18 protein-coding genes are annotated in these 21,386 nt (G+C 66.2%); 12 read left to right on the plus strand and 6 right to left on the minus strand.

Annotation, left to right across the window (positions count from 1 at the left end):
- Window positions 1-185: 185 nt before the first annotated feature.
- On the minus strand, window positions 186-1,712 hold the full coding sequence (locus F7R19_RS17575) for an acetyl-CoA hydrolase/transferase family protein (protein ID WP_061957060.1): 1,527 nt from the start codon (window positions 1,710-1,712) through the stop codon (window positions 186-188).
- A 478-nt stretch (window positions 1,713-2,190) separates the two neighbouring features.
- Between F7R19_RS17575 and F7R19_RS17580 the strand changes: the two genes are divergently transcribed.
- The gene (locus F7R19_RS17580; RefSeq protein ID WP_407648933.1) at window positions 2,191-3,936 is read left to right on the plus strand and encodes an FAD-dependent oxidoreductase; all 1,746 of its coding nucleotides are present in this window, start codon (window positions 2,191-2,193) and stop codon (window positions 3,934-3,936) included.
- 239 nt (window positions 3,937-4,175) lie between these two features.
- Window positions 4,176-5,183: a tripartite tricarboxylate transporter substrate binding protein gene (locus F7R19_RS17585; RefSeq protein WP_150981433.1), complete on the plus strand. Its 1,008-nt coding sequence runs from the start codon at window positions 4,176-4,178 to the stop codon at window positions 5,181-5,183.
- A 119-nt stretch (window positions 5,184-5,302) separates the two neighbouring features.
- Here the strand turns inward: F7R19_RS17585 and F7R19_RS17590 are convergent, their stop codons facing one another.
- Entirely contained in the window at window positions 5,303-6,280 is a 978-nt protein-coding gene (locus tag F7R19_RS17590; RefSeq protein ID WP_150981434.1) for a hypothetical protein, read from the minus strand.
- Window positions 6,281-6,739: 459 nt separating this feature from the next.
- On the opposite strand from F7R19_RS17590, the gene F7R19_RS30210 reads away from it, so the two are divergent.
- The 3 genes from F7R19_RS30210 to F7R19_RS17605 all read left to right on the plus strand — a co-directional run bounded on the left by F7R19_RS30210 (window position 6,740) and on the right by F7R19_RS17605 (window position 9,052).
- Complete coding sequence (locus F7R19_RS30210) at window positions 6,740-6,994, plus strand: hypothetical protein (protein ID WP_061957057.1); 255 nt, start codon at window positions 6,740-6,742, stop codon at window positions 6,992-6,994.
- A 298-nt stretch (window positions 6,995-7,292) separates the two neighbouring features.
- Window positions 7,293-8,369, plus strand: coding sequence for an alpha/beta fold hydrolase (locus tag F7R19_RS17600; RefSeq protein WP_150981435.1), 1,077 nt, complete (start codon window positions 7,293-7,295; stop codon window positions 8,367-8,369).
- Window positions 8,370-8,572: 203 nt separating this feature from the next.
- Window positions 8,573-9,052, plus strand: coding sequence for a nuclear transport factor 2 family protein (locus F7R19_RS17605; protein WP_150981436.1), 480 nt, complete (start codon window positions 8,573-8,575; stop codon window positions 9,050-9,052).
- Window positions 9,053-9,163: 111 nt separating this feature from the next.
- Here the strand turns inward: F7R19_RS17605 and F7R19_RS17610 are convergent, their stop codons facing one another.
- Entirely contained in the window at window positions 9,164-10,927 is a 1,764-nt protein-coding gene (locus F7R19_RS17610) for a dipeptidase (protein WP_150981437.1), read from the minus strand.
- Window positions 10,928-11,164: 237 nt separating this feature from the next.
- On the opposite strand from F7R19_RS17610, the gene F7R19_RS17615 reads away from it, so the two are divergent.
- The 4 genes from F7R19_RS17615 to F7R19_RS17630 all read left to right on the plus strand — a co-directional run bounded on the left by F7R19_RS17615 (window position 11,165) and on the right by F7R19_RS17630 (window position 15,566).
- A complete protein-coding gene (locus F7R19_RS17615) occupies window positions 11,165-11,896 on the plus strand; it encodes a glutathione peroxidase (protein ID WP_150981438.1) in 732 nt (243 codons plus the stop codon).
- Window positions 11,897-12,088: 192 nt separating this feature from the next.
- Window positions 12,089-13,495, plus strand: coding sequence for a dihydrolipoyl dehydrogenase (locus F7R19_RS17620; RefSeq protein ID WP_150981439.1), 1,407 nt, complete (start codon window positions 12,089-12,091; stop codon window positions 13,493-13,495).
- 192 nt (window positions 13,496-13,687) lie between these two features.
- A complete protein-coding gene (locus tag F7R19_RS17625) occupies window positions 13,688-14,260 on the plus strand; it encodes a TetR/AcrR family transcriptional regulator (protein WP_061957051.1) in 573 nt (190 codons plus the stop codon).
- Between the two features lie 145 nt (window positions 14,261-14,405).
- Window positions 14,406-15,566 (plus strand): OpgC domain-containing protein, encoded by a 1,161-nt coding sequence (locus F7R19_RS17630; RefSeq protein WP_150981440.1) that lies wholly within the window; start codon window positions 14,406-14,408, stop codon window positions 15,564-15,566.
- Between the two features lie 36 nt (window positions 15,567-15,602).
- Here F7R19_RS17630 and F7R19_RS17635 read toward each other — a convergent pair whose 3' ends face one another.
- Complete coding sequence (locus F7R19_RS17635; protein ID WP_150981441.1) at window positions 15,603-16,487, minus strand: LysR family transcriptional regulator; 885 nt, start codon at window positions 16,485-16,487, stop codon at window positions 15,603-15,605.
- A 143-nt stretch (window positions 16,488-16,630) separates the two neighbouring features.
- Here F7R19_RS17635 and F7R19_RS17640 point away from each other — a divergent pair, with 143 nt between their 5' ends.
- Both F7R19_RS17640 and F7R19_RS17645 read left to right on the plus strand, forming a co-directional pair.
- Window positions 16,631-17,752, plus strand: a complete 1,122-nt coding sequence (locus tag F7R19_RS17640) for a muconate/chloromuconate family cycloisomerase (protein ID WP_150981442.1) — start codon at window positions 16,631-16,633, stop codon at window positions 17,750-17,752.
- Between the two features lie 41 nt (window positions 17,753-17,793).
- Complete coding sequence (locus tag F7R19_RS17645; protein WP_223506189.1) at window positions 17,794-18,780, plus strand: tripartite tricarboxylate transporter substrate binding protein; 987 nt, start codon at window positions 17,794-17,796, stop codon at window positions 18,778-18,780.
- A gap of 68 nt (window positions 18,781-18,848) precedes the next feature.
- Here F7R19_RS17645 and F7R19_RS29790 read toward each other — a convergent pair whose 3' ends face one another.
- Entirely contained in the window at window positions 18,849-19,013 is a 165-nt protein-coding gene (locus tag F7R19_RS29790) for a hypothetical protein (protein WP_170292606.1), read from the minus strand.
- A 319-nt stretch (window positions 19,014-19,332) separates the two neighbouring features.
- Here F7R19_RS29790 and F7R19_RS17650 point away from each other — a divergent pair, with 319 nt between their 5' ends.
- Window positions 19,333-20,064 carry a BON domain-containing protein gene (locus tag F7R19_RS17650; protein ID WP_061957046.1) on the plus strand — a complete coding sequence of 244 codons (732 nt, stop codon included), beginning with the start codon at window positions 19,333-19,335 and terminating at the stop codon, window positions 20,062-20,064.
- Window positions 20,065-20,096: 32 nt separating this feature from the next.
- Here the strand turns inward: F7R19_RS17650 and F7R19_RS17655 are convergent, their stop codons facing one another.
- Complete coding sequence (locus F7R19_RS17655; protein ID WP_407648932.1) at window positions 20,097-21,182, minus strand: GlxA family transcriptional regulator; 1,086 nt, start codon at window positions 21,180-21,182, stop codon at window positions 20,097-20,099.
- Window positions 21,183-21,386 lie beyond the last annotated feature (204 nt).

Below are 21,386 nucleotides of genomic sequence, written 5' to 3' on the forward strand. Positions count from 1 at the left end.
CGGCCGAGCGGGGCCGATCCGGGGAGCGCTGGAAGGGGGAGGAAGGGAATGGCGCGCTCGGCGGGAGACGAGCCGGCGCGCGGGGCGGGGGTGGCGGCGTTGGACGGAAGCGGCGTACCGCCAGGGGGCGAGCCCGTCAGCCCATCAGACAGCCCGCCGGGCCGCCGATGGCCCCGGCCCGCATGTCAGGCGGCTAGTGCCTCGTTGGCGGCCGCGTGCGTGGCCGGTTGCATGGTGCCGTGCTCGCGGTAGTTCACGTGCCACGCAAAGGCTTCTTCCAGCAGATGTGGGGTCTGCCCACCACGCACGCAGGCACGACGGAAGTAATCGAGCAGGCCGTCACGATACGCCGGGTCCGCGCAGTTGTGGATCACCTGCAGCGCACGCTCGCGCGGCGCCAGGCCGCGCAGGTCGGCCAGGCCGTGTTCGGTCACCAGGATGTCGACGTCGTGTTCGCTATTGTCGACGTGCGACACCATCGGCACGATGCTCGATATCTTGCCGTCCTTGGCGACCGACTTCGTGACGAATACCGACAGGTACGCGTTGCGCGCGAAATCGCCCGAGCCGCCGATGCCGTTCATCATGTGTGTGCCGCCGACATGCGTGGAATTGACGTTGCCGTAGATGTCGCACTCCAGCGCCGTGTTGATGGTGATGAGGCCCAGCCGGCGCAGTACTTCGGGATGATTGCTGATTTCCTGCGGGCGCAGGATCAGCTTGTGCTTGTAGTGCTCGATATCGTCCAGCACGCGGCGGTACACGGGCGCGGACAACGTCATCGACGATGCCGATGCAAAGCGCAGCTTGCCGGCGTCGATCAGCGCGATGGTGCTGTCCTGCAGCACCTCCGAATACATCGTCAGGTCGTGGAAGTCCGATTCGGCGAGCCCGTGCAGCACGGCGTTGGCAATGGTGCCGATGCCGGCCTGCAGCGGCTGCAGCGAAGGCGACAGGCGTCCGGCGCGCACTTCGCGCGCGAGCAGCGCGTTCAGATGACCGGCGATCTGGCGCGTTTCGTCGTCGGGCGGCAGCGCGTTGGACGGGCTGTCGTCGCGCTGCGTGATCACGATCGCGGCAATGCGCGACGGATCGACGGGAATGTAGGGCAGGCCGATGCGCTGCTCCACGGCGATCAACGGGATCGGCTGGCGGTACGGCCGCTGCACCGGGAAGGCGATATCGTGCAGCCCTTCCAGTCCGATGGGCATATTGAGGTTCAGCTCGACGATGACCTGTTTGGCCATCATCGCGAAGCTGGCCGAATTGCCGACCGAGGTGGTGGGCACGATGCCGCCGGTCTCGGTGATCGCCGCCGCCTCGATCACGGCGATGTCGACGGGCGCGAGCTGGCCGCTGCGCAGCAACTCGACCGTTTCGCCGAGATGTTGGTCGATGAACATCACTTCGCCGTCGTTGATCTTGCGACGCAGCGTGGCGTCCGACTGGAACGGCAGGCGCCGCGCCAGCACATTGCTTTCGGAGAGGATCTTGTCGGTGTCGTTGCCCAGCGAGGCGCCCGTGATCAGCGTGATCTGCAGCGGATCGGCGGCGGCGCGGCGCGCCAGCGCCAGCGGCACGGCCTTGCAGTCGCCGGCGCGCGTGAAGCCGCTCATGCCTACGGTCATGCCGTCCTGAATCAGCGCGGCTGCGGCGTCGGCCGACATGATCTTGTCCTGGAGTGCGGCCAGGCGGATGCGATCGGGGTACATCTAGTCTCCTTGCTGGGGGCTGTCTGGTCTGCCGCCAGGGGCCATGTCGGTCGATGACGGACTGCGCGTCTTGACGGCGCGAAGCACAGTGTAGCTACCGCTTAATATTCTCACCATGATTTAAAGCTCTCGATAACAGTCGGTTTTTTCATGAGCGTGGCGCCACTGCGGCCGGCGCCGCGCAAGTCGAGGCCAGCACCATACCGGCAGACCCGCGCCGACTCGATGATGTCGCGCAAGCCCTCTGCACAAGTGCCACGGGGCGATCTTTGGAGGACGACCACCGCCCGGCGACGCCGTGCAGGCAACTTGATGTTGTGGCGGCGCGGGTGCGGCGACTATCCTTTTCGAGCGCACACGCGCGGCGCATGACGATGGCGCGCGCGCTTCGCACCGATCGATGCACCATGGCAGGGACCGGCCATGTCCGGCCCAGATGGGCCGGCACTTTTACCGCAGCGGGGGAAAACGCATGGAGATGACGCAGGCGACGTCGGAACTCGACGCCCATCCTGAAACTTCGCAGACGCAGCCACCGGAGCCCGTTGCCGGCCTGGACGCGCCGTACTCGATGCTCGAATCGCGCAGTCATCAGATGTTTCCCACGCTGACGCCGGCCGAGATCGACCGCATCCGCCGCTTCGGCGCGATCCACACGTGGAAGGCGGGCGAATTCCTGTTCCGCATCGGCGATGCGGGACGCGGCATGCACGTGATCCTGTCCGGCCGCGCCAGGGTGGACCAGCGCGATGGCCTTGGCCATTCCTCCGCCATCACCGAGGAAGGACCGGGCCAGTTCCTGGCCGAGGTGGGCCAGTTGACGGGCAAGCCGGCGCTGGTCGATGCGCTGGCGCTGGAGGACTGCACGGTGCTGGTGATTCCGCCGGCCAGCCTGCGCGCGCTGCTGGTGGCCGAGGCGGATCTGGGCGAGCGCATCATGCGCGCGCTGATTCTGCGGCGCGTCGGCCTGATCGAACGCGGCGGCGGTCCCATCCTGGTGGGCAAGGGCACGCAGCCGCTGCTGCTGGCGCTGCAGGCGTTCCTGCGCCGCAACGGGCATCCGTACCGCGTGATCGACATCGACGCCGAACCCGATTGCGCCTGTCTGCTCGATATCAGCCACGCCCCGCAAAGCGATTTTCCGATGGTGATCTGTCCGGACGGCAGCGTGCTGCGCGCGCCCGACGAAGGGCAGCTTGCCAGCTGCCTGGGCCTGGTGCCGGAATTCGCGCGCGATCACGTGTACGACGTGATCGTGGTGGGCGCCGGGCCGGCCGGGCTGGCTACCGCCGTGTATGCCGCATCGGAGGGGCTCTCGGTGGCGGTGATCGATTGCCGGTCTCCGGGCGGACAAGCCGGCGCCAGCGCGCGCATCGAGAACTACCTGGGCTTTCCCACCGGTATTTCCGGGCAGGCGCTGGCCGGGCGTGCCTATGTGCAGGCGCTCAAGTTTGGCGCGCACCTGGCGATCCCGCTCGAGGCGCGCGCGCTGCATTGCGGCAACGATCCGATCGAGATCGAGCTTTCGGACGGACGCAAGGTGCCCACGCGCACGGTGGTGATCGCCAGCGGCGCGCAATACCGCCGCGCCGACATCGAATCGCTCGACAAGTACGAAGGCCGCGGCGTGTACTACTGGGCGTCGCCGGTGGAAGCCAAGCTGTGCAAGGACGAACACGCGATGCTGGTGGGCGGCGGCAATTCGGCGGGGCAGGCGGCGGTGTTCCTGGCCTCGCACGCGGCCGAGGTGCACATCCTGGTGCGCGGCGCGGGGCTGGAGGCCACCATGTCGCGCTATCTGATCGACCGGCTGCGCAGCCTGCCCAACGTGCGGCTGCACACGCACGCGCAGATCACCGCGATGGAAGGCGAGGGCTGGCTATCCACGGTGCGCTACAAGGAGCGCGAGCTTGGCGATCAATGCGTGGCGGTGCCGATGCGCCACGTCTTTCTGTTCATCGGCGCCGCGCCAAACACCGAATGGCTGCGCTCGTGCAACGTGGAAACCGACAACAAGGGCTTTATCCGGACCGGCTACGACGCGCATCAATCGTGCACGGAGCGCGCCGATTACACGCTGGAAACCAGCGTGCCGGGCGTGTTCGCCATTGGCGATGTGCGCTCGGGATCGACCAAGCGCGTGGCCGCCGCGGTGGGCGAAGGCGCGGCCGTGGTGGCGCAGATCCACAGCTATCTGGCGAGTCTCTCAGCGGCGCGGGCGTGACGGGGCCGCTGGCGGCGCGGTGAATCGTGCGCGCGCCGCATGGCGACAGAGCCCGGCGCGACGGGCGGCGCCGCGCATGACGCCGCCCGTAAGTGCGGCGATTCGTGACTTGACGGCATTAATGTCGTGCAAAGCGCGACATCCCTGCGCTTTGCCTCATGGGTACACTGGCCGCGCAACTTCCAACCACACGGCATTCGACCGGGCCCGAGCCCGGCGCGCCCGCCAGGAGACAACCCATGAACATTCCTTTCGCCCGTCTGGCGCAGCGTGTCGGCATTGTCATCGCCGCCATGTCCGCCGCGCTCGCCGCACCGGTTGCCAGCGCCGCCTCCGGCGCGGATGCCGCGGCGTTTCCCAATCGCCCGATCCGCCTGATCGTGCCGTTTGCGCCCGGCGGCAGCGTCGACATCGCGGGCCGGCTGATCACCGACGCCTGGGGCCGGCAACTGGGCCAGCCGATGGTGGCCGACAACCGCGCGGGCGCGTCCGGCAATATCGGCATGGATCAATTGGCCAAGGCCAAACCGGACGGCTATACGCTGGCGATCAACAACGTGGCGCTGGCCGTGAATCCGGCGCTGTTCGCCAAGTTGCCTTTCGATACCGCCAGGGACTTCGCATCGGTCGGCACGATGGGCACGTCGCAACATGTGCTGGTGGTCAACAACGCGTTGCCGGCCAAGAACGTCAAGGAACTGATTGCGCTGGCCAAGGCGCAGCCGGGCAAGCTCAGCTTCGGCTCGGCCGGGTCTGGCAGCACGTTCCATATGGCCGCCGAACTGTTCAAGAGCGAATCGGGCGCGGACATCATGCACGTGCCGTACAAGGGCGGCGGTCCGGCGCTGGTCGACACGATGGCCGGCCAGGTGCAGATGAGTTTTCCGGTGCTCTCGGCGGCGCTGCCGCAGGTGCAGGCCGGCAAGCTGCGCGCGCTGGCGGTGACCGGTCCACGGCGCTCGCCGCTGATGCCCGATGTGCCGACGATGGCCGAAGCGGGTCTGCCCAATTACGTGTTCGAGACGTGGTTTATCGTCAGCGCGCCGGCTGGCACGCCCAAGGATGTGCTGGCCCGGCTGAATCAGACGCTCAACGCGGCGCTGGCGCAGCCCGAGCTGAAGGCGCGCCTGATCAAGGAAGGCTTTGAGCCGCTGACGATGAGCCCGGCACAGGCCGACGCGATGCTGCGCAAGGAAATGGTGCGCTGGGCTGCGCAGATCAAGCAGGCCGGCATCACGCCGGAGTAGCCGGCGTGACATGGCGGCATTGAGCGGTGATCGGATCGGTCATCGGCGCGGGCCATCGTTCGATGACGGCGCATGGACGTGCCACGCGCCGCCGGTCGGTTCCCGTGTTCTCAATCGCACTATGCCGCCATCGCCGGTTGCGGCGCGCCGCTGGCGGGCACCGCGTACATCAACGGTGACATCGCCGTTTGCAGCCTGACCTTCTGCGCATCGTCGGTCATCGCATCCAGCAGCTGGCAGAAGCGCGGCTCGAACATGCCGGACACGATGTACGTCCAGCGATACGCCTTCAGCACCACTGCCTCCACCTCGACCGCACGCGGCGCGTCCTGCGTCCCGCGGATCACGCGCATGAAGTACTCGGTGTCGGCGCGCGCCTGCGCCTGCACCACCGCATCGAATCCGCCCACGATGGCAATCATGTCGTCGACCGCGGCGTCGCGCTCGGCGTGGCTGACGCGCGCGTTTTCGCTGATCCATTCGAGTTCGTCGAGAATCGCGTGCTGCGATTCCTCGCGCCAGTGATACAGGAACACGTCCTTGAACAGCGCCGACAGATCGGGCGCGATGCCAATGCTGGCGCGATAGTGCGCCTGCGAAAACAGTTCCAGCTGGCAGATCACGGCCAGCACGGCCCATGTGCGTTTGCCCAGCACAAAGCCGGCCACATCGTTGGGCTGCGCCTCGAAGCGGTAGCCCGCGGGCATGTCCTGCGCAGCCAGCCGTTCGATGCGGCGGAACAGTTCCTGATGCTTCAGTTCCTCATCGGAAAAGCGGATCAATGCCTCCAGCGCAACCTGATCGCCCAGCGCATGCTGGCGCGTCAGGTCCAGCACCTTGGCGCTGACGAAGCGTTCCACCAGACCGAACATGTTGGCGTAGGTGCGGCCCTGCACCTGGCTCAGGAAGCGCTGTTCGGATGCGCTCAGGAACGGTAGTTCGTCCACCAGCGAAAGACCGTCGGGCAGGAATTTGTGCGCCAGGTCGAGCGTACGGCCACGGATCACATCCTGGTCGATGTCCCAGCGGATGCGGCGGGATGCGGCGATGCAACGGGCATAGCGTTGTGTGTCGGCAGAAAGGGATACAGCTTGCATTGCGAAACTCCTCGATACGTGAAAGACGTCCCAGGGAGGACGTGGGCCCGATACTGGGCCGATCACGCCATCGATGCGTGAGACCAGTGTCCCGAATGCAATCGTTTTCTTTGCCGGCGATGCCCGACAGGCGGGACATGCGTCCTTGGCGAGGGTTTACGCGCGGCGCTACGCTGACAGGGCGATCGGCAACCGTTCCTCGCCTGAAATGCGCCACGCGGCCCCCCGCGCGCGCCGGTCGTTTAGTCGCTGCACGGGACCGTCGTCCTATGTGCATGGGACTTTCTTGCCCGCATACCTGGCGAACCGGGACGTCCGCCTCAGGCCGCATCGCGCATTGCTGCCGACAATGACTCCACGGATCGGCACTGCCGTCCGTTTTTGTTTTCGATTGGAGTTCATGTTGGAGTTTTCGAGATGTGTACGAATCTTGCCAGGATCCTTTTTATTGCTTCCACAATGACCTTTGGCCTCACGCAGGCTGCGCAAGCCGGGGCATGGAGCGAAGTGTTCATTCCATCCAACGGATCGGCGCAGCACGCGAGCAAGTCAGCGTGCAGGCAGGGCGCCTTCGATCCGTACACCGACGGCGCGCGAATGGGACCGCGCGATCCGTATAGCGACGGCGGTGGCCGGATCGGCCCGCGCGATCCCTACGCCGACGGCGCGCGTAACGTTGGCAGCGCAGGCGAATGCGCATTGCGCGCGGCCTGATATCGATCCATCGCAGTGACGAAGCGGCCGTTGCGTTTTGCACGACGTGCGGCGCAACGGCCGCCATGCATTCTTGCGAGGCGCCATCGTGGTGTACCGCATCCGGCGCGTCCCTCATGCGCCGCGTCTGGCGTTCCGCACTTTGCGGCACGGACTTGCAGCGTCGATGTCCGCCCGGTGGGGAACGTTGTCTAAGATAGGTGAGTCGCCCGGCACGACTGCACGCGGTGAGCCTCTGCCTGACGCAGACCAGCGGCACACTGCGGCGCTCGTATCCTGCCCCGTGCACGACCCACCCATGCCGATGCTCAAGCAGCAGATCCGTCTATGCACCAGCCTGGACCGCGTGCGCCTGGCGTATGCGATCACGGGCAGCGGACCGCCGCTGGTCAAGGCCGCGAACTGGATGAGTCATCTGGAGTTCGACGTTGGCAGCCCGGTCTGGAGCCACATGCTGTGCGCGCTGTCGGACGGGCATACGCTGATCCGCTACGACGAACGCGGCTGCGGCCTGTCGGATCGCCACGTCGACGACCTGTCGTTCGACGCCTGGCTGCGCGACCTTGAAACCATCGTCGACGCGATGGGCGTCGACAGCTTCGCGCTGCTCGGCATCTCGCAGGGCGCCTCGATTGCCGTGGCGTATGCGGTGGCGCATCCGCAGCGCGTCAGCCATCTGATCCTGCACGGCGGCTATGCGCGCGGGCGCCTGAAGCGCGATCCGGGGCCAGACAAGCGCGAAGAGGCCGAACTGATGATCCGGCTGGCCGAAATCGGCTGGGGCCAGGAAAACCCCGCGTTCCGGCAGTTCTTCACCACGCAGTTCATCCCCGGCGGCACGGCCGAGCAACATCGCTGGTTCAACGAACTCGAGCGCGTGTCCACGTCGCCAGCGAACGCGGCGCGCTTCATGCGCATCTTCAACGATATCGACGTGGTGGAGCTGTTGCCGCAGGTCACCTGCCCAACGCTGGTGCTGCATGCCGAACGCGATGCGCGCGTGCCGTTCGACGAAGGGCGTCTGATCGCCAGCATGATTCCCAATGCGCGCTTTGTGCCGCTCGACAGCGGCAATCATTTGCTGCTGGAAACCGAACCGGCGTGGCAGCGCTGGATCGACGAAGTGCGCGCGTTTCTGCCGGCGCCGGAGCCGCAGAGCGATCCCGCGTTCGGCACGCTGACGCGACGCGAGCGCGACATCGTCGTGCTGATCGCACAGGGCCGCGACAACGCACAGATCGCGGCGCACCTGGGCCTCTGCGAAAAGACCGTGCGCAATCACATCACCAGTATTTTCTCGAAGCTCGAAGTCGAGAACCGCTCCCAGGCGATCGTGCTGGCGCGCGAATCGGGCTTCAATCGCCAGCGCCTTTGAGCGATTCGATGGGCCGCGTTGCCCGCGGCGCTCGGCGCGCCACGACACGTTTTTCTTGACATACAGATCTGTCTACCCAACACTATGAGACAGATCTGTCTACCTGCGTCTCTCACGCTGTCTTTCACTGGTGTGATGGGGCCATGCTGGCGGATCGGATCCCAACATTGACCCGTCTTTTCATCCCGCAAGGAGCCGTCCCGATGTCGACCCAAGCCGAAGTTCGTCCGCCGTTGCCCCCGTTCACGCGCGAGACTGCCGCCGCCAAAGTGCGCGCGGCCGAGGATGGCTGGAATACGCGTGACCCGCAGCGCGTTTCGCTGGCCTATACGCCGGACAGCGCGTGGCGTAATCGCGCCGAGTTCGTCAACGGCCGCGACGAGATCGTCGCCTTCCTGACGCGCAAGTGGCAGAAGGAACTCGATTACCGCCTGATCAAGGAACTATGGGCGCATGACGGCAACCGCATCGCGGTGCGCTTCGCCTATGAATGGCACGACGACTCGGGCAACTGGTTCCGGTCATACGGCAACGAGAATTGGGAATTCGATGAGAACGGGCTGATGCGTCGCCGCTTTGCCTGCATCAATGACGCGCCGATCCGAGAGGCCGATCGCAAATATCACTGGCCACTGGGACGCCGCCCCGACGATCACCCTGGCCTGAGCGATCTGGGTCTGTGACGCGGCGCGTCCTCCGCTTGCTGCGCAGGCCAGGCAGGCCCGCATGCGTGCGGCATGGCGGGGCTGCGGAAGGTTGCGGAAGGCGACGGCGCAGGGACGCGCCGGGGGCCGTTACTGCATGGATTTCAGATTGCCCACGCGCACCAGCATCTCGGTGAACATCTGCATGTCCAGGTTCAGGTCGGCAACTTCCTTGTATTCGCGGGCGTTGTGCGCGGTGTACTTTTTGCCCGGCATCGCTGGCCCGAAGTTGATCGCGTTGGGCATCAGCTTGGCCGTGGTGCTGCCGGCGGTCGGCACCGGCTTGGCCTCCAGGCCCGTGGTGTCGCCGTACACGCTGAGCAGTGTTGCCAGCCACGCACCCTTGGGATCGCGTGCCATCCAGTCGCCCTGAACATGGTCGATTTCCAGCGCGGTGTGGGTCGATGCGGCCCACGCCTGGATGCGCTTGGCGATGCTTGCTCGCAGGGCATCCGGCGTGGATCCGCGCGGCATGCGCACGTTGGCCGTGACTTCAAGCTTGCCGTCCCGCTCGCGGATCAGCGTCGGCGAGATCGTCAACGGGCCCATGAAGTCATCGCGATAGCCGACCTCGAGTCGTTCACCGAGGTAGCCGGTGCCGTACAGGTCGGTCAGGTAGCGTGTGGCGCGGGCGTACTGGTTGTCGGCAAACGTCACGCCCGACGCCTGCAGGAACATGGCCAGCCTCGGCAGCGGATTCACGCCTTCCTCGGGACGCGAGCCATGTGCCGACGATCCATTGACCTTGACGTCGACCGCATCGCCATTGCGCGCAACGTCGATGGTGAAGCGGCCCTGCGCGGCGTGCTGGGCGATAAAGCCGGCGCGCGCCTTGTCCAGCGCGGCTGCGACCGCGTCGGGATCGCCGCCGGCAATGCGCGCGGTGGCGGTCTGGGGGATCGCGTTGGCCGATGCGGCACCGCTCATCGCCACGATGGCCGGCTGCTTGCCGTCGACCGCCTGGTTCGCGAAGCGCACCGTCAGCGCGCCCGATCCCTTCTCGGCCACGACGGCCGGATACTTGCTGTCGAGCACGATGTTGTATTCGGGCAGCGCGGTTTTTTCACGGTAGTACTTCATGCCGTCGCCGCCGGTTTCCTCGGTGGTCTCGATCATCAGGCGGATCGTGCGCGCCAGCGGCACGCCGCTTTCACGCACGGTCTTCATCGCATAGAGCGCCGCAGCGATCGATCCCTTGTCGTCGATGGTGCCGCGGCCATACAGGTAGTCGCCCACGCGCGTGACCTTGAACGGATCGAGTTTCGTGCCGTCGTCGAGCACCCATTCGTCGGCCACCACGGGCACCACATCGGCGTGCGTCAGGATGCCGAAGGTTTCCTTGCCCTGGCCGGGCAGCGTTACTTCGAACACCCGGTTGTCCACGTTGCGGAACTGCAGGCCGAAATCGCGCGCCATGCGTTCCACCAGCTTGCCGAAGTCGACGATGGCCGGGTTTTCGTGCTGCGGCACCTTGTCGTCGCGCACCGTGCGCAGCGCCACCATTTCGCCGATGCTGTCGAGCACCGCCTGATGGTTGTGCACGCGGTTGTAGATGCCCAGCAGCCGGCCGATGTTGGTGAGGTCGTCGCCTTGCAGCGGTTTTTTGGCGCGGTATGCGCGCACGGACGCGGCCAGGCGCGGATCGGCCTTTACGGCGGCGTCAAGGAACGTCTGGAAGCTGGCAGGCGGGTGGGCCGTGGCACTGGCCACGAGCTGGTCGAGCTCGGGCTTGGCGATGGTCGCGGCGTGCGCCGTGGAAGCGAACGGGGCAATGAATTGGGCGGCAAACAGCGCGGTGGCCAGCAGGGTCGCCACTGGGAATCGTGCTGAAAATCGTACGGGCAGGCGGGTCATGGGGTGTTGTCCCTCGATGGTTTTTGTGTGCCCGCATGATAGCGATTGACGCCGTTTCGGTGGAAGCGACGCATTGTCGACTTGATAGGATTTATCAATCGAAACACGCCACCTGATAATAGTAATTCTCAATCGCGTCGGTTGAAACAATGAATTTTACGAATCACATTGAGACCGGGAGAATGCACTCCATCGCCACAACACGTGGCGCCTCACTCACCCCAAGGAGTCTTACCCATGTTGCAATCCCGTGAAGGTCAGCGCGTCCCCAACGTCACGTTCCGTGTGCGTGAAAACAATGAGTGGAAGAATGTGACGACGGCGGAACTGTTCGATGGCAAGACCGTCGCGCTGTTCTCGCTGCCGGGCGCCTTCACGCCCACCTGCTCGTCGACCCACCTGCCGCGCTACAACGAACTGGCGCCCGTGTTTGCCAAGCATGGTGTCGACGCGATCGTCTGCGTGTCGGTCAACGACACGTTCGTGATGAACGAATGGGCCAAGGATCAGGAATCCGAGAACATCGTCATGATTCCGGACGGCAACGGCGAATTCACCGACGGCATGGGCATGCTGGTCGACAAGACCGACCTCGGCTTCGGCAAGCGCAGCTGGCGCTATTCGATGCTGGTGAAAGACGGCGTGGTCGACAAGATGTTCATCGAGCCGGAAGAGCCGGGCGACCCGTTCAAGGTGTCGGACGCTGACACGATGCTCAACTACATCGCGCCGAACGCCAGGAAGCCCGACCAGGTGGTGGTGTTCTCGAAGGTTGGCTGTTCGTTCTGCGCCAAGGCCAAGCAACTGCTGTCGGACAACGGCTTCGAATACATCGACGTGCCGCTGGAACACAAGATCCGCGGCAAGGTGCTGGGCGCGGTGTCGGGCAACATGACCGCCCCGCAGGTGTTCATCAACGGCAAGCTGATTGGCGGCGCCGAAGCGCTCGAACAATACCTGGCGCGCTGATTCCCCCGCCCGGGCCCGGCTCCCCCGGCCGGTGTCCTGGGCACCCGATTCCCCCGCATCTCCCCGCGCCGCGGCGCGGCGAAGCACCCGGCAGTCGCCGGATCCGATGGCACCGTCCTGCGCGATGGTTTGCAGCGCGGTGCCATCCCGTCCGTTGATTGAATTGACCCAGAAGTTGAACAGGAAACGCACATGAAGACGATTCAGACCGATGTGGCAGTGATTGGCGCCGGTACCGCCGGGCTGGCTGCGTACCGCGCGGCGATTGCGGCCGGCAAGCGCGCCGTAATCATCGAAGGCGGCGCGTATGGCACCACCTGCGCGCGCGTCGGCTGCATGCCGTCGAAGCTGTTGATCGCCGCCGCGGAAGCCGCCCACGAGGCGCGCCACACATCGGCATTCGGCGTGCATGTCGACGGCAATATCCGCATCGATGGCCGCGAGGTGATGCAGCGCGTGCGCAGCGAGCGCGACCGCTTCGTCGGCTTCGTGGTGCGTGGCGTGGAAAACATTCCCGATGCGGACCGTCTGCGCGGGTTTGCCCAATTCATCGACAACACCGTGCTGCAGGTGGGCGATGACACCGTGGTGCGCGCGGCGCGCGTGGTGATCGCCACCGGGTCGCGTCCCGCGATTCCGGCCGCGTTCGAAGTGTTTGGCGACCGCCTGATCGTCAACGACGACGTGTTTGCGTGGGATGACCTGCCGAAGAGCGTGGCGGTGTTCGGGCCTGGCGTGATCGGTCTGGAACTGGGGCAGGCGCTGTCGCGGCTGGGCGTGCGGGTGCGCGTATTCGGCGTACGCGGCGGCGTGGGGCCGCTCAGCGATCCGGCGATTCGCGCCTATGCCGCCGCGGCGTTCAATCGCGAATTCGCGTTGATGCCCGATGCGGAAGTCACCGGCATGCAGCGCGACGGTGACGAAGCCGTGATCACGTTCAAGGATGCCGCGGGGCAGCCCGTGACCGAGCGCTTCGAATACGTGCTGGCCGCGACGGGGCGCCGCCCGAACGTCGATCGGCTGGGGCTTGAGAATACCGCGCTGCAACGCGATGCCAGCGGTGTGCCGGTGTTCGATGCCGCGACGTTGCAGTGTGGCGACGCGCCTGTCTTTATCGCCGGCGATGCCAACGATGTGCTGCCGCTGCTGCACGAAGCCGCCGACGAAGGCCGCATCGCTGGCGAGAACGCTGCGAACTGGCCCGATGTGCGCCCGCTGGCCCGCCGCGCGCCGCTTGGCGTGGTGTTTTCGGATCCGCAGATCGCGATGGTCGGCAAGCGCTTCGCGGATCTGTCGCCGGGCAGTTTCGTCACCGGCGAGGTCAGCTTCGAAGACCAGGGCCGCAGCCGCGTGATGCTGAAGAATCGCGGGCTGATGCACGTCTATGCCGATGCCGCCACGGGGCGCTTCCTCGGTGCCGAATGGATAGGCCCGCGCGCCGAAAATATCGCGCATCTGCTGGCGTGGTCGTATCAGCAGGGCCTGACCATCGCGCAGATGCTGGCCATGCCGTTTTACCACCCGGTGGTCGAGGAGGGCTTGCGCACCGCCTTGCGCGACGCCGAGGCGCAGTTGACGCAGTTGCAGGCTGCGGCCTGACGCGAGCCTTGCGCCAGCAAGGCCCAAGCCGCTTCTATCGAAAGAGGCCGGGCGCGAACCCATCGCTCCCGGCCTTTTTTCGCGCCGACGCACTCCACTGCGCGCATATCGGCACACGGCGGGGATTCTGCGGGTAAGACAGATCTGTCTACTATAATGGCCGGGTCAATGTGCCAACCCGCTTGTCCCGCCATGCCCACGCTTTCCGCTCGCGACCGCATTCTCGATACCGCTGCCCGGTTGTTCTATCGCGACGGCTATCGCGCCACGGGGATCGACCGGATCATTGCGGAGTCCGGCGTGGCCAAAATGTCGCTGTACCGGCATTTCGCGTCCAAGAACGACCTGATCTTCGAGTATCTGCAGCGCCGCCACGAATTCTGGATGAACTGGTTCGAGGCCGGCGTGCGCGCCCGGCTGGCGCGGCGGCGCAACCTCGATGTGCTGGCGGATACGCTTGGCGAGTGGTTCGGCAGCGACGATTTTCGGGGCTGCTCATTTATCAACATGGTGGCCGAAACCGGCGGGGGCGCGGGCGAGGATCCGCGTCTGCTGGAGCAGGCCGTGGCGCACAAGGCGTCGCTGCACGATTTCATCGCGGCGATCGCCCGCGAGCTGGGCCTGGCCGATCCGCAGGCCGTGGCCGCTCAGGCGCTGATCTGCGTCGAGGGCATGATCGTGCGCTCGCAGACCACGCACGACAAGTCGGTGGTGGCGGCCGGACGCCGCATGCTGTCGCTGGTGCATGAGGCGTACAGCACTTGATACCGCAACCGCTAGGTCGCTTCACGCGCCTGTAACGCACTGACACATAGCCATACAAGGTGAACCCTGATAGCACGGTAAAATTCGTCCCCATTGAGTTGCCGCGCGGCTGTCTCGCCGCGGGCACCGTTTGGGATGTACGCCAGTGAACGCAGTGAACAATAACCAGCGGCGCACCGAGGTCGATCTGATTCGCGGCATCGCGCTGCTTTTCATCGTGGTCGATCACGTCAACGGCAGTGTGTTGGCCGACTACACGATCCGCAATTTCCAACTGTTCGACGCCGCCGAGGTGTTCGTGTTTCTGGCCGGCTATTCGGCCGGCGCGGCCTATCTGGCGATGGAAGCGCGCGACGGCGCCAGCGCCGCGCGCAAACGTCTGCGCCGCCGCAGCTGGGAGATCTACCAGGCCTTCGTGCTGACCGGTGTGCTGATGCTGCTGTTCGGTCTGGTGCTGGCGTTATGCAAGGTGCCCGCGCCGGCCGTGCGCGCCACCGAAGCGCCCGACTTCATGGCGCAGCCGCTGGCCACGCTGCTGCAGGTGATCGGCCTGGTGCGTCAGCCGTTCGTCTCCGACGTGTTGCCGATGTACGCGGTGTTTATCGGCCTGGCCCCGCTGTCGATCCGCTGGGCGCGCGCACAGCCATTGGCCTTCGCGTGCGCGAGCGTGGCGTTGTGGATCATGTCGCCGACGCTGCTGCCGTTGCTGCCCAGCAGCGAACCGCGTGGCTGGAGCTTCAATCCGTTCGCCTGGCAGTTGATGTTCGGCATGGGTCTGCTGGCGCGCCTGCGGCCCGATTTCGTGCTGCCGCAGCAGGCCATCGTGCGCCGCGCGTTCACCATCGGAGCGCTGGTGGTGGCGTTGCTGTGCATGGCGGCGGCCTATCTGTGGATGCGCCCGCATCTGTACGAGGCGTGGCTGCCGGCATGGCTGCCGTCGATGGTGTTTCCGCTGCCCAAGCAGAGTTTGGCCGCGCTGCGCGTGGTCAGCTTCCTGGGGCTGGCGTGGCTGGTCTATCTGGCGATCCGCGCGGGGTGGGTCGAATGGCTGGCGCGCTTCATGGGGCCGGTGGTCCAGATCGGACGCCACAGCCTGTTCTGCTTTGTGCTCGGCGCCGTGGTGTCGGTTGGCATCGAGGGGCTGACCTACGGCTTCGCCGGCGGACGGCCCGCGCGGCCCGTGGCGCTTGGCGGGGACATTGTCGCGGTGGCGCTGCTGCTGGTGGTGGGCGGCTGGTACGGCCGCCGCAAGGAAGCGCGCCGGATCGCTGCCAAATCGAGGCCTGCATCGGCGCAGGCGGCGTAGGGGCGGCATTAGGGCGACGTAAGGGCGGCCGATGCGTCAGCCCTGCGCGCCGCGCGCCTTGACCCAGGCGATGGCGCGCTTCAAGTGCGCGGACGTGTCCCCGGCGCGATAGCTCATGATCACCGGCGATCCGAAGCCAGGGGCGTCGATCGGCACGTAGCGCACATCGTCGCGGTGCAGCCGCTGCACCGATGCCGGCACCAGCGTGATGCCGAGCCCCGCTGCCACAAGCCCCAAGGCGGTCTGCAATTCATTGGCCTCCTGCACCACACGCGGCTGCAGGCCCTGCGCGCGGAACAGCGACAGCACATGATCGGCGTAGCTGGGACGCGGCCGCGCCGGGTACAGGATCAGCGGCTGGCGCGCCAACGCAGCGGCGTCGAGCGGCGCGCCGGGCACCGGTGACGCGGCCGGTATTGCGGCCACCAGCGTCTCGGCCATCACCACCTGCTGCACGATCGCCGAGTCGTGGAACGCGAGTCGGCCAAACGCGAGGTCGATGCGGCCCGATTTCAGCGCCTCCAGTTGCTGCACGGTGATCATTTCCGTAAGGCCCACTTCCACCTGGCTGTCGTCACCGCGCAATTCGCGAATCAGCTCCGGCAATACGCCATACAGCACCGACGGCACGAATCCGATGCCGAACCAGCGCTTTTCGTTCCGCCCGATGCGACGGGTGCCTTCAAGCGTTTCTTCTAGCCGCTGGGTCAACTGCAGCGACTGTTCCAGCAGGAACCGGCCAGCCTCCGTCAGCTTCAGCCCGCGTCCGACGCGATCGAACAGCGCCACGCCCACTTCGTCTTCGAACTGGCGGATCTGGCGCGACAGCGGCGGCTGTGCCATATGCAGCTTTTCTGCCGCGCGCGTCACATTGAGTTCCTGGGCGACGGTCTGGAAGTAGCGAAGGTGGCGGAGTTCCATGGCGGGTTTTCAGCGGTGTGCGAAAAAGCGTGGCGACGATCCAGGCATACCCAACAGGTATGAATTCAGACATCTTCGGTCTTGGACGCGCATCTAGTCAAGGTACATACTCGTTCCACGATATGTCTTTGCATGGAAAAGGTATGACAGCAACGATTTCGGCCATCGAGGCCATCCTGGTCGATCTGCCGACCATCCGGGCCCACCAGCTGGCCATGGCCACGATGCAGCAGCAGACGCTGGTGATCGTGCGGCTGCGCTGCAGCGACGGCGTGGAGGGCATCGGCGAGGCCACGACGATCGGCGGGTTGTCGTACGGCGACGAAAGCCCCGAAGGCATCAAGCTGACCATCGACACCTATCTGGCGCCGGCGCTGGTGGGGCAGGACGCGACCAACGTGCACGGGGCGATGGCGCGCCTGAACAAGGTGGCGCGCGGCAATCGCTTCGCCAAGTCCGCGCTGGAATCGGCCATGCTCGATGCGCAGGGCAAGCGGCTCAACGTCCCGCTGGCGACGTTGCTGGGCGGCGCCGTGCGCGACACGCTGCCGGTGTTGTGGACGCTTGCCAGTGGCGACACCGGGCGCGATATCGAAGAGGCGGAGCGCTTTCTTGCGGAACGCCGCCACAACACGTTCAAGCTCAAGATCGGCCGCCGCGCCGTGCGCGACGACGTGGCGCACGTGTCGGCCATCAAGCGCGCGCTGGGCGATCGCGCGCGCGTGACCGTCGATGTCAATCAGGCATGGAACGAGGCCGAGGCCGCTACCGGTATCGCGATGCTCGAAGCCGCCGGCATCGACCTGATCGAGCAGCCCACGCCGCGCGAGCACCGCGCCGCGCTGGCGCGCCTGGCCGCGCGGTTCGTGGTGCCGATCATGGCCGACGAAGCGGTGACCGGCCCGGAAGACGCGATGGAACTGGCGCGCCTGGGCGCGGCCGACGTGTTTGCGCTGAAGATCGCCAAGTCGGGCGGCATTTTCGGCATGCTGCGCACCGCGGCCGTCGGCGATGCCGCCGGAATCGCGCTGTATGGCGGCACGATGCTCGAGGGCGCGGTGGGCACGATTGCCGCCGCGCACGGCTTCTGCACGCTGCCGCAACTGGCCTGGGGCACCGAACTGTTCGGCCCGCTGCTCGTGAAGGACGACATTGTCGTCGCGCGGCCCACGTACAAGGATTTCGCGTTGCATCTACCGCAAGGCCCCGGGCTGGGGCTGGCCATCGACGAAGACAAGCTCGCGCACTACCGCCGCGCGGCCTGACACTCGCACCGAATTCGTAAAAAACAGGAATGGAGACAAAGATGTCCTTGCTGCAATGGTCGGCGCGTGTGCCGGCTGCCCTCGCGTTGTCCGCATCGCTGCTGTTCGCCGCTGCGCCGGCCCACGCCGCGTATCCCGATCGTCCGATCCGCTGGGTGGTGCCGTTCCCCGCTGGCGGCGCGATGGACAATATCGCGCGCACGCTCGGCGAAGAGATGTCACGGACGCTGGGACAGGCCATCGTGGTGGAAAACCGTCCCGGCGCGGGCGGCAACATCGGCGCAGAAATGGTCGCGCGCGCGCCGGCCGACGGTTACACGCTGATCATCGTGGCGAACGGCATGGCCGTGAATCCGGCGCTGTACGGCAAGCTCAGCTACGACCCGGTCAAGGATTTCGCGCCGGTCTCGCTGCTGGCGGTGGTGCCCAACGTGCTGGTGGCCAACAAGGCCAAAAACCCGGCGCGGACCGTGGCCGACGTGATCGCCGCGGCCAAGGCCAAGCCGGGCAAGTACACGTACGCGTCGGCGGGCAACGGCACATCGATCCATCTGGCTGGCGAACTGTTCACGTCGATGGCCCATGTGGATCTGCTGCATATCCCGTACAAGGGGTCGGGCCCGGCCATGACCGACCTGCTGGGCGGACAGGTCGATTACATGTTCGACAGCATCACGTCGGCCAAGCCGCATATCGACAGCGGCAAGCTGACGCCGATCGCGGTGACGACCAGCAAGCGGTCCTCGGCGCTGCCCAATGTGCCTACCATGGCCGAAGCCGGTGTGCCCGGTTACGAGTTGTCGCCGTGGTTTGCGGCCTTCGTGCCGGCCAGGACGCCGCAACCCGTGGTCGACACGCTCAACAAGGCGATGGTCGAGGCGCTGAAAAAGCCCGCAGTGCAGCAGCGGCTGGCGGGCATCGGCGCCGAACCGATCGGCAGCACACCCGCGCAACTGAAAGAGCACCTGGCGCGCGAAACCGCCAAGTGGGGCGCACTGATCCGCGAGCGCGGCATCCACGCCGACTGATCCGCGTGAATCGCTGTGCGGGGGGCGCTGCACGTCGCCCCCTCGCGCGATGCCGCGCTGGCGCGCGGTCAGTCGCGCGGCACGGGGCTGCCGGGCGGGCAAGCCCCGTCGCGCACGCACGAGGCGTGATCGGCGTCTCGCAGCGCGGGATGGTTCAGGTAGGTCCAACGCGCGGCCATGATGACGACAGCAAGAAATACGAGGAAATACCCGACTAAGGAAACTGTAATCATTGTGCTGACCTCGGTTGTTCCGGCTCTGTTGGCCGCTGGCCGGTCAGTATCGTTGGCAACGGATGCGGCTGACACCCTCTATCGGTAGGGCCTACGCATCACCCGTTCGGGGGGTGCGCAAATCAATGAGGCACGGATGCGACGGCGCCAAACGCGCGTTCGGCAACACGGCCCGACGCCATTCCGGCCCTGCCGGTGGCTATCGGCACGCGCATTCCTATAATGCCTAGGCGGTATGGCAGCGCCACGCCGCGCCATGCGTGCCTGCGGGCAGAGGCGCGCTTCCACTCATCTCCACGTCAAATGGGGAGACCACATCATGCTGAGTAACGAAGCGGTCCTGACGCAGGCGCGTGCAGCGTTGGCACGTGTGCCATATCAGGGCCACGCACTGCATCCCACGATTCACCTGAGGCTTTCCGACGGCGCACTGATTCTGGAAGGCGATGTCGCCGATATTGTCGACAAGACGCGCGCGGTGGCCCAACTGCGCCGCGTGGAAGGCGTGAGCACCGTGATCGATCATCTGCGCATTTCCAATGGCGGCCCCGCCGTGGGCGACGGCGATCTGCGCGCGGCGGTGTGCGAGCGTCTGCTCAATGCGATCGATTTCCGCAACTGCAAACTCTGTGCAAAGGTGAAAGGGCAGCTCGAGGCGGTGCGCGAGGCGGTGGGCGAACGCAGCGGATGGATCGAGGTGGCCGTCCATGACGGCACCGTGATGCTCAGCGGGCAGGTGATCAGCCTGTCGCATATGCGGCTGGCCGGTGTGCTGGCATGGTGGTCGCGCGGCTGTCGCTGCGTGGTGAACGACATCGTGGTGGCGCCCGCCGAGGCCGACAGCGACGACGAATTGAACGAGGCGATCCGGCTGGTGCTGGAAACCGATCCGTTCGTCGATCACGCGCGCATCCGCGTGCGTACCGAAGGGCGCGTGGTCACGCTCGATGGCTACGCATCGAGCGACGGCGCGCGCCGACAGGTCGAACGCGACGTGTGGTACGTGCTCGGCGTGGAAAACGTCATCAATCACATCGCGCTGAGTAGCTAGCGGCGCGCAAACACCACCGCCGTGCGCGGCGGCTAGACGCCGTCCCGGGCGTCCGCTGCGCGCGCGGCGTGGTCTTCCATGCGCCAGTAGCGGCGGCGCGTGCGCAACGCGAACCGCTGACGGTATTCCGACATCGACATCTGCATGGCCCGCGCGAACAGCCGACGGAAAGCGGCGGCATCGCTGTAGCCGCACGCCTCGGCAATCGACTGCGTGCCATGCAGCGTGACTTCCAGCAGCATGCGCGCGCGTTCCACGCGCAGCATGTGCAGGTAGTCGAGCGGTGTGCGGCCCGTCACCTGGCGGAAATGACGCAGCAGCGTGCGTTCGCTGACGGCCGCCGCCTCGGCCACCGCGCGCAGGCGATAGGGCTCACCCACATGAGCCTGCAGCCAGCCGATGGCGCGATACACCGGGCTGTCCGCGGTTTTGCCCAGCCAGCGTTGCGACACCAGTTCCGGCATCCATTGCTGCCGTTCGTGCTGATGCAGCAGCAGCCGCGCCACGGTTTGCGCCAGATCGGGATCGTGCAGATGGCCCAGCACGCGCAGCATGAATTCGGTCTGCAATGCCGGCGCCACGCAGTGAAACACGCGCCCGTGCACGCCGATCGGTTCGTCCGAGTAAAGATCGCATGCGGGAAAGCGCTGGGCGAACCAGCTCTGCAACATCCACGGCGCGCCGCAGCGCGCACCGTCGAGAAGTCCCAGCATCAGCGGAAACACCATGCCCGTATAGGTCGATGCAATCCAGCCGCCGGATTCCGCGTGGCGCATCATCAGCCGCTGCGCCGCTGTCTCGGCGGCGGCAATCTCGCCCAGGTGCGGCGCGCTCGTCGCCATCAGCGCGGGCACCACCATCAGCACCTGCGCATCGCGCGCAACCGCACGCCGCGGTCCGGCCGGCATCAGTCCCGGCAGCGGCGTGGGCAGCCTGCGCCCGTTGGCGCCGACGATCTCCCAGGTCAGGCGGGCCGGTGCATCGGGCCGCTGCAACCGGGCCACGCCCGCCGCGGTGCGCAGCACATCGACGGCGCCAAATAGCGGGCCCGGCATGGCGTTGGGCAGCCACAGCAATCTGACGTGAAGCGGCGACGCCGGTGCGGACATGGCGGACATGGTGGCGGGATTGGCATTTGGATTGGCGATATTGAACCTCCACGCGATATACCGCAAGCGATACATTGGAGGGCCTTACAAGATCAGGAGACAACATGCCGCACCCCCTTCGCCGCCTTGCCCTCGCCGCCGCCGCCGCGCTCACGCTGGCGGGCCATGCCGCCCTGGCCGCCGCCCCCGGCGCGCCCGATGCCGCGCTGCTGG

Origin of the sequence: Cupriavidus pauculus (genome assembly GCF_008801835.1) — a bacterium.
In the GTDB taxonomy this organism is placed as follows: domain Bacteria; phylum Pseudomonadota; class Gammaproteobacteria; order Burkholderiales; family Burkholderiaceae; genus Cupriavidus; species Cupriavidus pauculus.

Bases quoted from the DNA above. Each gene is read 5' to 3' on its own strand.
- F7R19_RS29790 (WP_170292606.1), bottom strand. From the start codon at position 19,013: ATGATTACAGTTTCCTTAGTCGGGTATTTCCTCGTATTTCTTGCTGTC.
- F7R19_RS17590 (WP_150981434.1), bottom strand. From the start codon at position 6,280: ATGCAAGCTGTATCCCTTTCTGCCGACACACAACGCTATGCCCGTTGC.
- F7R19_RS17600 (WP_150981435.1), top strand. From the start codon at position 7,293: ATGCCGATGCTCAAGCAGCAGATCCGTCTATGCACCAGCCTGGACCGC.
- F7R19_RS30210 (WP_061957057.1), top strand. From the start codon at position 6,740: ATGACCTTTGGCCTCACGCAGGCTGCGCAAGCCGGGGCATGGAGCGAA.
- F7R19_RS17610 (WP_150981437.1), bottom strand. From the start codon at position 10,927: ATGACCCGCCTGCCCGTACGATTTTCAGCACGATTCCCAGTGGCGACC.
- F7R19_RS17640 (WP_150981442.1), top strand. From the start codon at position 16,631: ATGACAGCAACGATTTCGGCCATCGAGGCCATCCTGGTCGATCTGCCG.
- F7R19_RS17575 (WP_061957060.1), bottom strand. From the start codon at position 1,712: ATGTACCCCGATCGCATCCGCCTGGCCGCACTCCAGGACAAGATCATG.
- F7R19_RS17650 (WP_061957046.1), top strand. From the start codon at position 19,333: ATGCTGAGTAACGAAGCGGTCCTGACGCAGGCGCGTGCAGCGTTGGCA.
- F7R19_RS17625 (WP_061957051.1), top strand. From the start codon at position 13,688: ATGCCCACGCTTTCCGCTCGCGACCGCATTCTCGATACCGCTGCCCGG.
- F7R19_RS17620 (WP_150981439.1), top strand. From the start codon at position 12,089: ATGAAGACGATTCAGACCGATGTGGCAGTGATTGGCGCCGGTACCGCC.
- F7R19_RS17645 (WP_223506189.1), top strand. From the start codon at position 17,794: ATGTCCTTGCTGCAATGGTCGGCGCGTGTGCCGGCTGCCCTCGCGTTG.
- F7R19_RS17635 (WP_150981441.1), bottom strand. From the start codon at position 16,487: ATGGAACTCCGCCACCTTCGCTACTTCCAGACCGTCGCCCAGGAACTC.
- F7R19_RS17605 (WP_150981436.1), top strand. From the start codon at position 8,573: ATGTCGACCCAAGCCGAAGTTCGTCCGCCGTTGCCCCCGTTCACGCGC.
- F7R19_RS17655 (WP_407648932.1), bottom strand. From the start codon at position 21,182: ATGTCCGCCATGTCCGCACCGGCGTCGCCGCTTCACGTCAGATTGCTG.
- F7R19_RS17615 (WP_150981438.1), top strand. From the start codon at position 11,165: ATGTTGCAATCCCGTGAAGGTCAGCGCGTCCCCAACGTCACGTTCCGT.
- F7R19_RS17585 (WP_150981433.1), top strand. From the start codon at position 4,176: ATGAACATTCCTTTCGCCCGTCTGGCGCAGCGTGTCGGCATTGTCATC.
- F7R19_RS17580 (WP_407648933.1), top strand. From the start codon at position 2,191: ATGACGCAGGCGACGTCGGAACTCGACGCCCATCCTGAAACTTCGCAG.